Source organism: Escherichia albertii (assembly GCF_028622335.1).
Lineage (GTDB): Bacteria > Pseudomonadota > Gammaproteobacteria > Enterobacterales > Enterobacteriaceae > Escherichia > Escherichia albertii.
This window is the reverse complement of sequence record NZ_CP117568.1, coordinates 1,424,306-1,440,985: the sequence shown is the minus strand read 5'-3', so window position 1 is coordinate 1,440,985 and position 16,680 is coordinate 1,424,306. Positions and strand designations below refer to the sequence as shown.

The following is a 16,680-nucleotide window of genomic DNA, read 5'->3' as shown; positions in this document are numbered from 1 at the left end:
TTCTGAATATACGTACGCGTTAAATCCTGCCAACGCTCCGTAACCCTGAAAACCAGATAGATGAGACGAGTTCACTCCTCGCCTTGCGCTGCATTCTGGAGTAATACATGACTGCTGTAAGCCAAACAGAAACACGTTCTTCCGCTAATTTTTCGCTCTTTCGCATCGCTCTTGCGGTTTTCCTTACCTACATGACAGTCGGACTGCCGTTGCCGGTTATCCCGCTGTTTGTCCATCATGAGTTGGGCTATGGCAACACCATGGTTGGAATTGCCGTCGGCATTCAGTTTTTGGCGACAGTTTTGACACGCGGCTATGCCGGGCGGCTGGCCGATCAATATGGTGCGAAACGTTCGGCGCTCCAGGGGATGTTAGCTTGCTGTCTGGCTGGCGTTGCGTTGCTGCTGGCGGCGCTTTTACCGGTTTCCGCGCCAATCAAATTTTCCCTGTTGGTTGTTGGGCGGTTGATTCTTGGTTTTGGCGAAAGCCAGTTGCTGACGGGCGCCCTGACCTGGGGATTAGGCATTGTCGGGCCAAAACATTCCGGCAAAGTGATGTCGTGGAACGGAATGGCAATTTACGGCGCGCTGGCGGTTGGCGCGCCGCTTGGTTTACTGATTCATAGTCATTACGGTTTTGCTGCACTGGCGCTTACCACAATGGCATTGCCGTTACTGGCGTGGGCCTGTAACGGTACCGTGCGTAAAGTACCGGCTATGGCAGGAGAACGTCCATCGCTATGGAGCGTCATTGGGCTTATCTGGAAACCCGGGTTAGGCCTGGCGCTACAAGGCGTTGGCTTTGCCGTTATCGGCACCTTTGTTTCGCTCTACTTTGCCAGCAAAGGTTGGGCGATGGCGGGCTTTACGCTTACTGCATTTGGCGGCGCGTTCGTGGTGATGCGCGTAATGTTTGGCTGGATGCCAGACCGTTTTGGCGGCGTGAAAGTGGCAATTGTCTCTCTGTTGGTGGAAACCGTGGGCTTGTTGCTGCTCTGGCAGGCGCCAGGCGCATGGGTAGCATTAGCTGGCGCGGCGTTAACCGGAGCAGGATGTTCGCTTATCTTTCCGGCATTGGGTGTGGAAGTGGTTAAGCGTGTTCCGTCGCAAGTTCGGGGTACTGCGTTGGGTGGCTACGCGGCATTTCAGGATATTGCGCTCGGTGTTTCCGGGCCGCTGGCGGGAATGCTGGCGACCTCGTTTGGTTATCCTTCGGTGTTCCTTGCCGGGGCGATATCGGCGGTGCTGGGAATTATTGTCACGATACTGTCGTTTCGCCGGGGTTAACGTACCAGCCAGACCAGCATGATGAGGATGGCGACTAACAAAATCCACACGCTGGGACGTGTGGCCATATTTTGCAATGTGTTCATTAATGGTGGAAAGGGATTGAGCAGTGGCTGGATGTCTCGTGGATCAATCCCTTTAACCCGCCGTTGATAGAGCTGGTTCAGGATATCCTCAGCCTGTACAGAAGAAAGGACGGATTGCGCGGAAAGGCCATATTTTTGCTCGATATACGCGGATAGTGCTGCCAGCTCGTTGGTATCCAGCGGTTTCTTTAGCGCCATCTGAAGCGATTCCAGCGTCGGGGTATTTTGTTGGCTTAAGCTCTGACGCGCCTGCAACCAGGTGACCAGATGGTTAAACAGTTTTGCCGGGATTAGTTCGCCATCTTTCACACCAGAAAGCTCCAGCATCGACTGCCAGATCTGCTTGCTGGGTTCCCCTGTCGCCGCGGCGAGTTTAGTCACCAGTTGTTTAAGCGTATTATGCTCCGCCGGTAATAAAGGACGATCGGTAGCCTGACGTTGCTGTGGTTGAGGAATAACCATTTTCCCTTCCTGTAACAGGTTAAGAATGGTCTTTAATTGTTCTGGCGAGAGTTGGTTAAGCGGTGTCTGACCAACGTTATTTCGGATGTAATCCGTAACCGCCTGACGGTTATTTCCCAACCGTAAATATTCTCCTAACTGGGCTAAAAGCCGACGAGCAGAATAGCTCTTTTGCGCGGCAAGCAGACGTTGCACGAGGTTATGTTCCGCAGCGGGGAAGTGGCGCGAGAGTAAAGGTGAATCGCCTGGCAGGCCGATGTCGTGTTTGATGCCGGCCCATAACTCCGCTCTCTGTTGTTGCGTCAGCGAGGTTACTTTGGTCATCAAGCTTTCCAGGGCGGTACGTTGCAGACTGGATAAAGGCTGAGTGCCTGCGCTGTTTTCCCGGTCTGGCAGTTGCCCGGGAGGAGGGCCGGAAATAGGTTGTATCATTATGTATCCTTATACCTGAAATCATCGCAAGTATGCCTGGGCGCGAGATTATGGCACACTTGTTTGGTTAACTCTCGTCTCATACAGGTACCACAAACGTGAAAATCCTTGTTGATGAAAATATGCCTTATGCCCGTGAATTATTTAGCCGTTTGGGTGAGGTGAAAGCGGTTCCCGGTCGTCCGATTCCCGTTGCACAACTGGATGACGCAGATGCGTTGATGGTGCGTTCGGTCACGAAGGTGAACGAATCTTTGCTGGCCGGAAAACCCATTAAATTTGTCGGTACTGCTACTGCAGGGACCGACCATGTTGATGGGGCATGGTTGAAACAGGCGGGGATTGGCTTTTCCGCAGCGCCAGGTTGCAATGCAATTGCCGTCGTGGAGTACGTTTTCTCATCACTGCTAATGCTTGCTGAGCGTGATGGATTTTCACTGCATGAGCGTACTGTTGGTATCGTGGGCGTCGGTAACGTCGGTCGTCGATTACAGGCGCGCCTGGAAGCCTTGGGCATTCGCACTTTGTTGTGCGACCCGCCACGCGCCGATCGTGGAGATGAAGGCGATTTTCGCTCGCTGGACGAGTTAGTTGCACAAGCGGATATTCTGACTTTCCATACGCCGCTGTTCAAAGACGGGCCGTATAAAACGCAGCATCTGGCGGACGAAAAACTGATTCGCAGACTGAAACCGGGGGCGATTCTGATTAACGCCTGTCGTGGCGCGGTTGTCGATAATACCGCGCTGCTGACCTGTCTGAACGAAGGCCAGAAGCTGAGCGTAGTGCTGGATGTCTGGGAAGGCGAACCGGAGCTCAATGTGGAGCTGCTGAAAAAAGTAGATATCGGTACGCCGCATATCGCGGGCTATACCCTGGAAGGGAAAGCGCGTGGTACAACGCAAGTGTTTGAAGCTTACAGCAAGTTTATCGGTCATGAGCAGCACGTTGCGCTGGATACGTTGCTGCCTGCGCCGGAGTTTGGTCGCATTACGCTACATGGTTCTCTCGATCAGCCAACGCTAAAAAGGCTGGTGCATTTGGTGTATGATGTGCGCCGCGATGATGCGCCACTGCGCAAAGTTGCTGGGATTCCGGGTGAGTTCGATAAATTGCGCAAAAATTACCTTGAGCGCCGTGAATGGTCGTCTCTGTATGTGATGTGTGATGACGCCAGCGCGGCGGCATTACTGTGTAAACTGGGTTTTAACGCCGTTCATCATCCGGCACGTTAATCTCTTCTTCATGCTCTCTGCTGTAATATCGGCAGGGAGTTTTGCTATTTCTGGAGTAAACCACCATGTCTGAAGGCTGGAACATTGCCATCCTGGGCGCAACTGGCGCTGTGGGTGAAGCCCTGCTCGAAACGCTGGCTGAACGTCAGTTCCCGGTTGGAGAAATTTATGCACTGGCACGTAACGAAAGCGCAGGTGAACATCTGCGCTTTGGTGGTAAGACAATCATCGTGCAGGATGTCGTCGATTTTGACTGGACGCAGGCGCAGCTGGCGTTTTTTGTCGCTGGCAAAGAAGCCACTGCGAGCTGGGTTGAAGAAGCGACCAACGCAGGGTGCCTGGTCATTGATAGCAGCGGATTGTTTGCCCTCGAACCCGATGTACCGCTGGTGGTGCCGGAAGTGAACCCGTTCGTGCTGACCGATTACCGTAACCGCAACGTTATTGCCGTACCGGACAGCCTGACCAGCCAATTGCTGGCGGCGCTGAAACCGTTAATCGATCAGGGCGGTTTGTCGCGCATTAGCGTTACCAGCCTGATTTCTGCCTCTGCTCAGGGTAAAAAAGCGGTCGATGCCTTAGCCGGGCAGAGCGCAAAATTGCTCAACGGCATTCCGATTGATGAAGATGATTTCTTCGGTCGTCAACTGGCGTTCAACATGCTGCCGTTATTGCCGGACAGGGAAGGTAGTGTGCGCGAAGAGCGTCGTATCGTCGATGAAGTCCGCAAAATTTTGCAGGACGAGGGGCTGATGATTTCAGCGAGCGTCGTGCAGTCACCCGTCTTTTATGGTCACGCCCAGATGGTGAACTTTGAAGCATTGCGTCCGCTGGCGGCGGAAGAAGCGCGTGATGCTTTTGCGCAAGGCGAAGATATTGTGCTTTCCGAAGAGAACGAGTTCCCGACTCAGGTCGGCGACGCTTCCGGTACGCCGCATCTGTCTGTTGGTTGCGTGCGCAATGACTACGGTATGCCGGAGCAAATTCAGTTCTGGTCTGTTGCCGATAACGTTCGCTTTGGCGGTGCGCTAATGGCTGTGAAAATCGCTGAGAAACTGGTGCAGGAGTATCTGTACTGATGTCCGACCAGCAACCATCGCCAGTTTATAAAATTGCGCTGGGCATTGAGTACGACGGTAGTAAGTATTACGGCTGGCAACGGCAAAACGAAGTACGCAGTGTGCAGGAAAAACTGGAAAAAGCGCTCTCGCAGGTGGCGAACGAACCGATCACCGTGTTCTGCGCCGGGCGTACTGACGCAGGCGTGCATGGTACGGGGCAGGTGGTGCATTTCGAAACTACCGCTCTGCGTAAGGATGCCGCATGGACGCTAGGCGTCAATGCGAATTTACCTGGTGATATCGCCGTGCGTTGGGTTAAAGCTGTACCAGATGATTTTCATGCCCGATTTAGCGCTATGGCTCGCCGTTATCGCTACATCATCTACAATCATCGACTGCGCCCGGCAGTGTTGAGTAAAGGTGTGACTCACTTTTACGAACCACTGGACGCCGAGCGGATGCATCGGGCTGCGCAATGCCTGCTGGGCGAGAATGATTTCACCTCGTTTCGCGCGGTGCAGTGCCAGTCCCGGACACCGTGGCGCAACGTGATGCATATCAACGTTACGCGTCACGGACCTTATGTGGTGGTGGATATCAAAGCAAATGCCTTTGTACATCACATGGTGAGGAATATTGTCGGTAGCCTGATGGAAGTTGGCGCCCACCACCAGCCGGAGAGTTGGATAGCAGAGCTGTTGGCGGCAAAGGACAGAACGCTGGCGGCAGCAACGGCGAAAGCGGAAGGGCTATATCTGGTCGCGGTGGATTATCCAGACCGATTTGATCTTCCAAAACCACCAATGGGCCCGCTGTTTCTGGCGGACTAATTTAGTCGCACAAGGCATAGGCAAATATGGACCTGATTTATTTCCTCATCGATTTTATTTTGCATATAGATGTGCACCTGGCGGAGCTGGTCGCGCAGTACGGCGTCTGGGTTTATGCCATTTTGTTTTTGATTCTGTTCTGCGAAACCGGGTTGGTGGTAACGCCGTTTTTGCCTGGTGATTCTCTACTGTTTGTTGCCGGAGCGTTGGCATCACTGGAAACTAACGATCTCAACGTTCATATGATGGTCGTACTGATGCTGATTGCCGCAATTGTCGGTGACGCGGTCAACTACACCATTGGCCGACTGTTCGGTGAGAAGTTATTCAGCAATCCCAATTCGAAGATTTTCCGTCGCAGTTATCTCGATAAAACCCATCAGTTTTATGAGAAGCATGGCGGCAAAACCATTATTCTTGCCCGTTTTGTGCCTATCGTCAGAACGTTCGCCCCGTTTGTCGCGGGGATGGGCCACATGTCGTACCGTCATTTCGCCGCTTTCAACGTGATTGGCGCGTTGTTGTGGGTACTGCTTTTTACCTACGCTGGCTATTTCTTCGGAACGCTCCCCTTCATTCAGAGCAACCTTAAACTGATGATTGTTGGCATTATTTTTGTTTCAATATTGCCAGGTGTTTTCGAATTTATTCGCCACAAACGCGCTGCGGCACGCGCCGCAAAATAAAAAGTAACTCCGCGGTTCGACCACTTTTTTATCCAAAGTTTCGGGCTGTTATGTTTTAATGTGCAACATTCATGGTCTGTTGGGGGCAAAAATGGCATTATGCGTCCCCAAAGATAAAACTGGCATCGAACCAGGTTCAGACAGAAAGGTCCCTAATGAGCTGGATTGAACGAATTAAAAGCAACATTACTCCCACCCGCAAGGCGAGCATTCCTGAAGGGGTGTGGACTAAGTGTGATAGCTGCGGTCAGGTTTTATACCGCGCTGAGCTGGAGCGTAATCTTGAGGTCTGTCCGAAGTGTGACCATCACATGCGCATGACGGCGCGTAATCGCCTGCATAGCCTGTTAGATGAAGGAAGCCTTGTGGAGCTGGGTAGCGAGCTTGAGCCAAAAGACGTGCTGAAGTTCCGTGACTCCAAGAAGTATAAAGACCGTCTGGCTTCTGCGCAGAAAGAAACCGGCGAAAAAGATGCGCTGGTCGTGATGAAAGGCACCCTGTATGGGATGCCGGTTGTCGCTGCGGCATTCGAATTCGCTTTTATGGGCGGTTCAATGGGTTCCGTGGTTGGTGCGCGTTTCGTGCGTGCTGTCGAACAGGCGCTGGAAGATAACTGCCCGCTGATCTGCTTCTCCGCTTCTGGTGGCGCGCGTATGCAGGAAGCGCTGATGTCGCTGATGCAGATGGCGAAAACTTCTGCCGCGCTGGCGAAAATGCAGGAGCGCGGACTGCCGTATATTTCCGTGCTGACTGACCCGACCATGGGCGGTGTTTCTGCAAGTTTCGCGATGCTGGGCGATCTCAACATTGCTGAACCGAAAGCGTTGATTGGCTTTGCCGGTCCGCGCGTTATTGAGCAGACTGTACGCGAAAAACTGCCGCCAGGATTCCAGCGCAGTGAATTCCTGATCGAGAAAGGCGCCATCGATATGATCATCCGTCGCCCGGAAATGCGCCTGAAACTGGCCAGCATTCTGGCGAAGCTGATGAATCTGCCAGCGCCGAATCCTGATGCGCCGCGTGAAGGCGAAGTGGTGCCTCCGGTACCGGATCAGGAATCTGAGGCCTGATAACTGATAAGGGCAGGGCCGTCGGCTCTGCCCTTTTGCTTTTCACCTCGTAACGAATCAGCGGATACCATGAATATCAAACGCATTCCTCAAGCCGCGTCGCCTCTGGCTTCGTGGCTTTCTTATCTGGAAAACCTGCACAGTAAAACTATCGATCTCGGTCTTGAGCGTGTAAGTCAGGTCGCGGCGTGTCTCGGCGTCCTCAAACCTGCGCCGTTTGTGTTTACCGTCGCAGGCACTAATGGCAAAGGTACAACCTGCCGTACGCTGGAATCGATACTGATGGCGGCAGGGTACAAAGTCGGTGTGTACAGTTCGCCGCATCTGGTGCGTTATACCGAGCGAGTTCGTGTACAAGGCCTGGAATTGCCGGAATCCGCGCATACCGCCTCTTTTGCTGAAATAGAGGTCGCACGCGGTGATATTTCCCTGACCTATTTTGAATACGGTACGCTGTCGGCGTTGTGGCTGTTTAAACAGGCGCAACTCGATGTGGTGATCCTGGAAGTGGGGTTGGGCGGTCGCCTGGATGCGACTAACATTGTCGATGCCGATGTCGCTGTGGTGACCAGCATTGCATTGGATCATACCGACTGGTTGGGGCCGGATCGTGAAAGCATTGGTCGCGAGAAAGCGGGGATTTTCCGCCACGAAAAACTGGCGATTGTCGGCGAGCCGATAATGCCTTACACCATTGCTGATGTGGCGCAGGAGAAAGGCGCATTGTTGCAGCGTTGTGGCGTTGAATGGAGTTATTCCGTGACCGATCATAACTGGTCGTTTACCGATGCGCACGGCACGCTGGAAAATCTGCCGTTGCCGCTAGTCCCGCAACCGAATGCCGCAACGGCGTTGGCGGCGCTACGAGCCAGCGACCTTGACGTCAGTGAACAGGCAATTCGCGACGGCATTGCCAGCGCAATTTTGCCAGGACGTTTCCAGATTGTGAGCGAGTCGCCACGTGTTATTTTTGATGTCGCCCATAATCCTCATGCGGCGGAATATCTCACCGGGCGTATGCAAGCGTTACCGAAAAACGGGCGTGTGTTGGCGGTTATCGGTATGCTACATGATAAAGATATTGCCGGAACTCTGGCCTGGTTGAAAAGCGTGGTTGATGACTGGTATTGTGCGCCACTGGAAGGGCCGCGTGGTGCCACAGCAGAGCAACTGCTGGAACATCTGGGGAACGGCAAACGATTTGATAGCGTTGCGCAGGCATGGGATGCCGCGATGGCGGACGCTAAAGCGGAAGATACCGTGCTGGTGTGTGGTTCGTTCCATACGGTCGCACATGTCATGGAAGTGATTGACGCGAGGAGAAGCGGTGGCGAGTAAGTTTCAGAATCGGTTAGTAGGCACAATAGTGCTGGTGGCGCTGGGGGTGATTGTGCTTCCGGGGCTGCTCGACGGGCAGAAAAAACATTATCAGGATGAGTTCGCTGCGATCCCTCTGGTGCCAAAGCCGGGCGATCGTGATGAACCCGATATGATGCCAGCCGCCACCCAGGCGCTGCCGACGCAGCCGCCGGAAGGCGCGGCGGAAGAGGTGCGGGCGGGTGATGCCGCCGCACCGTCGCTCGATCCGGCAACCATTGCGGCCAATAATACCGAGTTTGAACCGGAGCCCGCGCCGGTCGCGCCACCGAAGCCGAAACCGGTGGAGCCGCCTAAGCCGAAGGTTGAAGCGCCGCCAGCGCCGAAGCCGGTTGTGGAAGAAAAAGCGGCGCCGACGGGCAAAGCCTACGTGGTTCAATTGGGCGCACTGAAAAATGCCGATAAAGTGAATGAGATTGTCGGCAAGCTGCGCGGTGCGGGATATCGGGTTTATACGTCGCCATCCACGCCAGTGCAGGGTAAAATTACCCGTATTCTTGTTGGGCCTGATGCTTCGAAAGATAAGTTGAAAGGTTCGCTTGGCGAACTGAAACAGCTTTCTGGCCTGAGCGGCGTGGTGATGGGCTATACGCCGAATTAATACGGTGTTGCCTGATGCGGCACTAGCGTGTCTTATCAGGCCTACGCAGGGGAGTCCCGTAGGTCGGATAAGGCGTTCACGCCGCATCCGACAGCCGTTGCCTGATGCGATGCTGGCGCATCTTATCAGGCCTACGCAGGGGTTGAGCCGTAGGTCGGATAAGGCGTTCACGCCGCATCCGACAGTGATTGCCTGATGCGACGCTGGTGCGTCTTATCAGGCCTACGCTGGAATAGACCCGTAGATCGGATAAGGCGTTTACGCCGCATCCGACAGCCGTTGCCCAATGCCGCAAAAGGCATAAAAAGTCGATGGCGTTGAATATTTTTTCAGCGCCATTTTTATTGATGCGCGGGAAGGAAATCCCTACGCAAACGTTTTCTTTTTCTGTTAGAATGCGCCCCGAACAGGATGACAGGGCGTAAAATCGTGGGACACATATGGTCTGGATTGATTACGCCATAATCGCGGTGATTGCTTTTTCCTCTCTGGTAAGCCTGATCCGCGGCTTTGTTCGTGAAGCGTTATCGCTGGTGACATGGGGTTGTGCTTTCTTTGTCGCCAGCCATTACTACACTTACCTGTCAGTCTGGTTTACGGGCTTTGAAGACGAACTGGTTCGAAATGGGATTGCCATTGCAGTACTGTTTATCGCCACTTTGATCGTTGGTGCTATCGTGAACTTTGTGATAGGCCAGTTAGTGGAGAAAACAGGGTTGTCAGGCACCGATCGGGTGCTGGGCGTCTGTTTCGGCGCATTGCGTGGTGTGCTGATTGTCGCCGCTATTCTTTTCTTTCTCGACTCCTTTACCGGGGTATCGAAAAGTGAAGACTGGAGCAAATCACAGCTGATCCCACAGTTCAGTTTTATCATCAGATGGTTTTTTGATTATCTGCAAAGCTCGTCAAGTTTCTTGCCCAGAGCGTAAGTGCTCTGAGATGTGGCTTAACGAGGAAAAAGACGTATGTGCGGTATTGTCGGTATCGCCGGTGTTATGCCGGTTAACCAGTCGATTTATGATGCCTTAACGGTGCTTCAGCATCGTGGTCAGGATGCCGCCGGCATCATCACCATTGATGCCAATAACTGCTTCCGCTTGCGGAAAGCGAACGGGCTGGTGAGTGATGTATTTGATGCTCGCCATATGCAGCGTTTGCAAGGCAATATGGGCATTGGTCATGTGCGTTACCCGACGGCTGGCAGCTCCAGCGCTTCTGAAGCGCAGCCGTTTTATGTTAACTCTCCGTATGGCATCACGCTTGCTCACAACGGCAATCTGACCAACGCTCACGAGTTGCGTAAAAAGCTGTTTGAAGAAAAACGCCGCCACATCAACACCACTTCCGACTCGGAAATTCTGCTCAATATCTTCGCCAGTGAACTGGACAACTTCCGCCATTACCCGCTGGAAGCCGACAATATTTTTGCCGCCATTGCTGCCACAAACCGCTTAATCCGCGGTGCGTATGCTTGCGTGGCGATGATTATCGGTCACGGTATGGTTGCTTTTCGCGATCCTAACGGTATTCGTCCGCTGGTGTTGGGAAAACGCGATATTGACGATAATCGCACAGAATATATGGTCGCCTCCGAAAGCGTTGCGCTCGACACCCTGGGCTTTGAGTTTCTGCGTGACGTCGCACCGGGCGAAGCGATTTACATCACTGAAGAAGGGCAGTTGTTTACCCGTCAGTGTGCTGACAATCCGGTCAGCAATCCGTGCCTGTTTGAGTATGTTTACTTTGCTCGCCCGGATTCATTCATCGACAAAATTTCCGTTTACAGCGCGCGTGTGAATATGGGCACGAAACTGGGCGAGAAAATTGCCCGCGAATGGGAAGATCTGGATATCGACGTGGTGATCCCGATTCCAGAAACTTCCTGCGATATTGCGCTGGAAATCGCCCGAATTCTGGGGAAACCGTACCGCCAGGGCTTTGTTAAAAACCGCTATGTTGGTCGCACCTTCATCATGCCAGGCCAGCAACTGCGTCGTAAGTCTGTACGTCGTAAACTAAATGCCAACCGCGCTGAGTTCCGCGATAAAAACGTTCTGCTGGTCGATGACTCCATCGTCCGTGGCACCACCTCTGAACAGATTATCGAAATGGCACGTGAGGCCGGAGCGAAGAAAGTTTACCTGGCTTCTGCGGCACCGGAAATCCGCTTCCCGAACGTTTACGGTATTGATATGCCGAGCGCTAACGAATTGATCGCTCATGGACGTGAAGTGGATGAAATTCGGCAGATCATCGGTGCTGACGGACTTATCTTCCAGGATCTGAACGATCTGATCGAAGCCGTTCGCGCTGAAAACCCGGATATTCAGCAGTTTGAATGTTCGGTGTTTAACGGCATCTATGTGACTAAAGATGTTGATCAGGGCTACCTCGATTTCCTCGATACCTTACGTAACGACGACGCTAAAGCGGTGCAGCGTCAGAACGAAGTGGAAAATCTGGAAATGCATAACGAAGGATAACACCTTCGCTCAGGGTGTCGGTCTGGCACCCTGACTTGCAACTCCCGCCGAAATCCTGCAAAGTCTGCCTGCAAGTCTGACAGGGCAACTATTTATGAAACGACTTATTGTGGGCATCAGCGGTGCCAGCGGCGCGATTTATGGCGTACGTTTATTGCAGGTTCTGCGTGATGTCGCAGATGTTGAAACGCATCTGGTGATGAGCCAGTCGGCGCGCCAGACCCTATCTCTCGAAACGGATTTTTCCCTGCGCGAAGTGCAGGCATTAGCTGATGTCACGCATGATGCGCGCGATATTGCCGCCAGTATCTCTTCCGGTTCTTTCCAGACTCTGGGGATGGTGATTTTACCCTGTTCAATCAAAACCCTTTCCGGCATTGTACATAGCTATACTGATGGCTTACTGACCCGTGCGGCAGATGTGGTGCTGAAAGAGCGTCGACCGCTGGTGCTTTGTGTGCGTGAAACACCGTTGCACTTAGGCCACCTGCGTTTAATGACTCAGGCGGCAGAAATTGGTGCGGTAATTATGCCGCCTGTTCCGGCGTTTTATCATCGCCCACAATCGCTGGATGATGTGATAAATCAGACAGTTAACCGTGTTCTTGACCAGTTTGCCATAACGCTTCCTGAAGATCTTTTTGCTCGCTGGCAGGGCGCATAATCCCACAATTGCCCTGTTTCAGGGCAATTTTGCAACCGCGATCAAATCCTCAACATTTTGTTCCTGTCATTGAAGCGAAACGCTGCGATCCAACCGACATACCTGCTATCTTCAACTTCAGGACAATAATGCAACGTCTTATTAACATATTTAACGTCGAATGTTTTGATTGTCGGTAAGATGGCATAAGACCTGCATGAACGAGCCTGCAAACACACAACATAAAAAAGCCATCTCACTTGAGGGTTATGTATGAAGAAGTCGATTCTCGCTCTGTCTTTATTAGTCGGTATTTCCGCAGCTGCTTCCAGCTACGCGGCGCTGCCGGAGACGGTACGTATCGGGACGGATACCACTTATGCGCCGTTCTCATCGAAAGATGCCAAAGGTGATTTTGTTGGCTTTGATATCGATCTCGGTAACGAGATGTGCAAACGGATGCAGGTGAAATGTACCTGGGTTGCCAGTGACTTTGATGCGTTGATCCCCTCACTGAAAGCGAAAAAAATCGACGCCATTATTTCATCGCTCTCCATTACCGATAAACGCCAGCAGGAGATAGCCTTCTCCGACAAGCTGTATGCCGCGGACTCTCGTCTGATTGCTGCTAAAGGTTCACCGATCCAGCCAACGCTGGATTCGCTGAAAGGTAAACATGTGGGCGTGCTGCAAGGTTCTACTCAGGAAGCTTACGCCAATGATAACTGGCGTAGTAAAGGTATTGATGTAGTGGCTTATGCCAACCAGGATCTGGTCTATTCCGATCTTGCTGCTGGGCGCCTGGATGCTGCGCTTCAGGATGAAGTGGCTGCCAGTGAAGGTTTCCTTAAGCAGCCAGCCGGTAAAGATTTTGCCTTTGCAGGCCCATCGGTAAAAGACAAAAAATACTTCGGCGATGGTACGGGTGTAGGGTTGCGTAAAGATGATACAGAACTGAAGGCCGCGTTTGATAAAGCCCTTGGCGAGCTGCGTCAGGATGGCACTTACGACAAGATGGCGAAAAAGTACTTCGACTTTAATGTCTACGGCGATTAATTCGCCGCCGGGAAGCTGCACTTGATGGGACATTCATCAGGGGCACTTCAGGTTTGTTGCACTATTGTGGTGCATTGAAATGCATACTTAAGCAATTTTAATGCAAAATAATACAACAAGATGGCCCGGACACTTTGCCTTATTGGTTAATTTTATGGCACGATAAGTGTAACAAACCTGTAAATATTCCCTATAAAAAGACTGTCAGTTGAGGACATTATGAAAAAACGGGTGCTATCGCTCTCTCTGGTTCTGGCCTTATCGAGTGCAACTGCGGCGCTTGCTGCAATTCCACAAAATATCCGTATTGGTACGGATCCGACTTATGCGCCATTTGAATCAAAAAATTCACAAGGCGAGCTGGTTGGCTTTGATATCGATCTGGCGAAAGAGCTGTGTAAACGCATCAATACGCAATGTACGTTTGTTGAGAATCCGCTGGATGCGTTAATTCCGTCATTAAAAGCGAAGAAGATAGACGCCATCATGTCATCGCTTTCCATCACTGAAAAACGTCAGCAGGAAATTGCTTTCACCGACAAACTGTACGCTGCCGATTCTCGTCTGGTGGTCGCGAAAAATTCTGACATTCAGCCGACGGTTGAATCATTGAAAGGTAAGCGGGTAGGGGTACTGCAGGGCACCACGCAGGAGACGTTCGGTAACGAGTACTGGGCGCCAAAAGGCATTGAAATTGTCTCTTATCAGGGACAGGACAATATTTATTCTGACCTGACTGCCGGGCGCATTGATGCCGCGTTCCAGGACGAAGTAGCCGCCAGCGAAGGTTTCCTCAAGCAGCCAGTGGGTAAAGATTACAAATTCGGCGGCCCGTCTGTTAAAGATGAAAAATTGTTTGGCGTAGGCACCGGCATGGGCCTGCGTAAAGACGATAACGAACTGCGCGAGGCACTGAACAAAGCCTTTGCCGAAATGCGCGCTGACGGTACTTACGAGAAATTAGCGAAAAAGTACTTCGATTTTGATGTTTATGGTGGTTAATCGCCATCGGTGAAAGAAAGCCCGCTCCCTTCGAAGAGCCGGAGGGAGACAAGAGGCGGTAATTCACCACACACAACAGGACAGGCAGCATGTTGTATGGTTTTTCAGGCGTTATTTTACAGGGGGCGCTTGTCACGCTGGAGCTGGCTATCAGCTCTGTAGTGCTTGCTGTAATCATCGGTTTAATTGGCGCTGGCGGTAAGCTGTCGCAAAACCGGCTTTCGGGGCTGATTTTTGAAGGCTACACCACACTGATTCGTGGTGTGCCGGATTTAGTGTTGATGCTGCTGATTTTCTACGGTTTGCAGATTGCGTTAAACACGGTGACGGAGGCGATGGGCGTCGGACAGATTGATATCGACCCGATGGTTGCCGGTATTATCACTCTCGGTTTTATCTACGGCGCTTACTTCACTGAAACATTTCGCGGTGCGTTTATGGCGGTGCCGAAAGGGCATATAGAGGCGGCGACGGCATTTGGCTTTACTCGCTGGCAAGTGTTTCGGCGGATTATGTTTCCGGCGATGATGCGTTATGCCCTGCCGGGGATTGGCAACAACTGGCAGGTGATCCTCAAATCTACCGCCCTGGTTTCGTTACTTGGTCTGGAAGATGTCGTCAAAGCCACGCAACTGGCGGGCAAAAGTACCTGGGAACCGTTCTATTTCGCCATCGTCTGCGGCGTGATTTATCTGGTTTTCACTACCGTTTCCAATGGTGTGCTGCTGTTCCTTGAGCGCCGCTACTCTGTGGGTGTGAAGAGGGCCGACCTGTGATCGAAATATTACATGAATACTGGAAACCGCTACTGTGGACCGACGGTTATCGCTTTACTGGCGTGGCGATCACTCTATGGTTGTTGATTTTGTCGGTAGTGATAGGCGGAATTCTGGCGCTGTTTCTGGCGATTGGTCGCGTCTCCAGTAATAAATATATTCAGTTTCCGATTTGGCTATTTACTTATATTTTTCGCGGTACGCCGCTGTATGTGCAGTTGCTGGTGTTCTATTCCGGCATGTACACGCTGGAGATTGTTAAGGGAACTGAATTCCTTAATGCTTTTTTCCGCAGTGGCCTTAACTGCACCGTGCTGGCGCTAACGCTCAACACCTGTGCTTACACCACCGAGATTTTTGCCGGGGCAATCCGTTCGGTGCCGCATGGGGAAATTGAAGCCGCCAGAGCCTATGGCTTCTCGACCTTTAAAATGTATCGCTGCATTATTTTGCCTTCGGCGCTGCGTATTGCTTTACCGGCGTATAGCAACGAAGTGATCCTGATGCTGCATTCGACTGCGCTGGCATTTACCGCCACGGTGCCGGATCTGCTGAAAATTGCCCGTGATATCAATGCCGCGACCTATCAACCTTTTACCGCCTTCGGTATTGCCGCGGTACTCTATTTAATCATCTCTTATGTCCTGATCAGCCTCTTTCGCAGAGCGGAAAAACGCTGGTTGCAGCATGTGAAACCTTCTTCAACGCACTGAGAATACGATGTCCGAGAATAAATTAAACGTTATCGATTTGCACAAACGCTACGGCGAACATGAAGTGCTGAAAGGGGTCTCGTTGCAAGCAAACGCCGGAGATGTCATAAGCATCATCGGATCGTCGGGATCGGGGAAAAGTACCTTTCTGCGTTGCATTAACTTCCTCGAAAAACCAAGCGAAGGCTCGATCGTGGTTAACGGTCAGACGATCAGTCTGGTACGTGATCAAGACGGTCAACTTAAAGTCGCCGATAAAAATCAGTTACGGTTATTACGTACGCGTCTGACTATGGTGTTCCAGCACTTCAATCTCTGGAGCCATATGACGGTACTGGAAAACGTCATGGAAGCGCCGATTCAGGTGCTGGGCCTGAGCAAGCAGGAAGCACGCGAGCGGGCGGTGAAGTATCTGGCGAAAGTCGGTATAGACGAACGTGCGCAGGGGAAATATCCGGTGCATCTTTCCGGCGGTCAGCAACAGCGTGTTTCCATTGCTCGGGCGCTGGCAATGGAACCGGAAGTTCTGCTGTTTGATGAACCTACCTCGGCGCTCGATCCTGAACTGGTAGGCGAAGTGCTGCGCATTATGCAAAAACTGGCGGAAGAGGGGAAAACCATGGTGGTGGTAACCCATGAAATGGGCTTTGCCCGCCATGTTTCTACTCATGTTATTTTCCTCCATCAGGGAAAAATAGAAGAAGAAGGCGCGCCGGAGCAGTTATTCGGCAACCCGCAAGGCCCTCGTTTGCAACAGTTCCTTAAGGGATCGCTGAAATAATTGCCTCTCCGGTGGTTAACGCTGCCGGAGTATTTTCATGGCTAATTTGCGAGTTGGCTTCCGTTGAAATGTAAAAGTTGCAATCCGCTAAAAATACTTC

The 16,680-nt window shown here is 52.1% G+C and carries 17 protein-coding genes; 16 read left to right on the top strand and 1 reads right to left on the bottom strand.

The genetic code is table 11. The annotated features are described in order from the left end of the window. The first annotated feature begins 107 nt into the window (after positions 1 to 107). Positions 108 to 1,286 carry an MFS transporter gene (locus PS053_RS07045; protein WP_256878994.1) on the top strand — a complete coding sequence of 393 codons (1,179 nt, stop codon included), beginning with the start codon at positions 108 to 110 and terminating at the stop codon, positions 1,284 to 1,286. Here PS053_RS07045 and flk read toward each other — a convergent pair. Then, complete coding sequence (gene flk / locus PS053_RS07040; protein ID WP_273774839.1) at positions 1,283 to 2,266, bottom strand: flagella biosynthesis regulator Flk; 984 nt, start codon at positions 2,264 to 2,266, stop codon at positions 1,283 to 1,285. The genes PS053_RS07045 and flk overlap by 4 nt on opposite strands. A 98-nt stretch (positions 2,267 to 2,364) precedes the next feature. Between flk and pdxB the strand changes: the two genes are divergently transcribed. The 15 genes from pdxB (at position 2,365) to hisP (ending at position 16,580) form a co-directional block, all read left to right on the top strand. Beyond that, entirely contained in the window at positions 2,365 to 3,501 is a 1,137-nt protein-coding gene (pdxB, locus tag PS053_RS07035; protein WP_059228077.1) for a 4-phosphoerythronate dehydrogenase PdxB, read from the top strand. Between the two features lie 65 nt (positions 3,502 to 3,566). Then, the gene (locus PS053_RS07030; RefSeq protein ID WP_001289144.1) at positions 3,567 to 4,580 is read left to right on the top strand and encodes an aspartate-semialdehyde dehydrogenase; all 1,014 of its coding nucleotides are present in this window, start codon (positions 3,567 to 3,569) and stop codon (positions 4,578 to 4,580) included. Then, positions 4,580 to 5,392 (top strand): tRNA pseudouridine(38-40) synthase TruA, encoded by an 813-nt coding sequence (gene truA / locus PS053_RS07025; protein ID WP_256878996.1) that lies wholly within the window; start codon positions 4,580 to 4,582, stop codon positions 5,390 to 5,392. The genes PS053_RS07030 and truA overlap by 1 nt, the downstream gene beginning before the upstream one ends. Positions 5,393 to 5,418: 26 nt before the next feature. Beyond that, positions 5,419 to 6,078 (top strand): DedA family protein, encoded by a 660-nt coding sequence (locus PS053_RS07020; protein WP_000364341.1) that lies wholly within the window; start codon positions 5,419 to 5,421, stop codon positions 6,076 to 6,078. 155 nt (positions 6,079 to 6,233) lie between these two features. Further along, entirely contained in the window at positions 6,234 to 7,148 is a 915-nt protein-coding gene (gene accD / locus PS053_RS07015) for an acetyl-CoA carboxylase, carboxyltransferase subunit beta (protein ID WP_204620046.1), read from the top strand. A gap of 69 nt (positions 7,149 to 7,217) precedes the next feature. Continuing rightward, the gene (gene folC, locus PS053_RS07010) at positions 7,218 to 8,486 is read left to right on the top strand and encodes a bifunctional tetrahydrofolate synthase/dihydrofolate synthase (RefSeq protein ID WP_256878997.1); all 1,269 of its coding nucleotides are present in this window, start codon (positions 7,218 to 7,220) and stop codon (positions 8,484 to 8,486) included. Further along, a complete protein-coding gene (gene dedD, locus PS053_RS07005) occupies positions 8,476 to 9,126 on the top strand; it encodes a cell division protein DedD (protein ID WP_025238643.1) in 651 nt (216 codons plus the stop codon). The genes folC and dedD overlap by 11 nt, the downstream gene beginning before the upstream one ends. A gap of 440 nt (positions 9,127 to 9,566) precedes the next feature. Further along, a complete protein-coding gene (gene cvpA / locus PS053_RS07000) occupies positions 9,567 to 10,055 on the top strand; it encodes a colicin V production protein (RefSeq protein ID WP_000262113.1) in 489 nt (162 codons plus the stop codon). 36 nt (positions 10,056 to 10,091) lie between these two features. Next, positions 10,092 to 11,609, top strand: coding sequence for an amidophosphoribosyltransferase (gene purF / locus PS053_RS06995; protein WP_000334210.1), 1,518 nt, complete (start codon positions 10,092 to 10,094; stop codon positions 11,607 to 11,609). 94 nt (positions 11,610 to 11,703) lie between these two features. Next, a complete protein-coding gene (ubiX, locus tag PS053_RS06990; RefSeq protein ID WP_000825696.1) occupies positions 11,704 to 12,273 on the top strand; it encodes a flavin prenyltransferase UbiX in 570 nt (189 codons plus the stop codon). Between the two features lie 252 nt (positions 12,274 to 12,525). Next, entirely contained in the window at positions 12,526 to 13,308 is a 783-nt protein-coding gene (gene argT / locus PS053_RS06985) for a lysine/arginine/ornithine ABC transporter substrate-binding protein ArgT (protein WP_000748233.1), read from the top strand. 219 nt (positions 13,309 to 13,527) lie between these two features. Then, positions 13,528 to 14,310: a histidine ABC transporter substrate-binding protein HisJ gene (gene hisJ, locus PS053_RS06980; protein ID WP_044708932.1), complete on the top strand. Its 783-nt coding sequence runs from the start codon at positions 13,528 to 13,530 to the stop codon at positions 14,308 to 14,310. Between the two features lie 89 nt (positions 14,311 to 14,399). After that, positions 14,400 to 15,086 carry a histidine ABC transporter permease HisQ gene (gene hisQ / locus PS053_RS06975; RefSeq protein ID WP_000965524.1) on the top strand — a complete coding sequence of 229 codons (687 nt, stop codon included), beginning with the start codon at positions 14,400 to 14,402 and terminating at the stop codon, positions 15,084 to 15,086. Then, entirely contained in the window at positions 15,083 to 15,799 is a 717-nt protein-coding gene (locus PS053_RS06970) for an ABC transporter permease (RefSeq protein WP_000569948.1), read from the top strand. The genes hisQ and PS053_RS06970 overlap by 4 nt, the downstream gene beginning before the upstream one ends. Before the next feature lie 7 nt (positions 15,800 to 15,806). After that, a complete protein-coding gene (hisP, locus tag PS053_RS06965; RefSeq protein ID WP_256878999.1) occupies positions 15,807 to 16,580 on the top strand; it encodes a histidine ABC transporter ATP-binding protein HisP in 774 nt (257 codons plus the stop codon). The last annotated feature ends 100 nt before the right edge of the window (positions 16,581 to 16,680 follow it).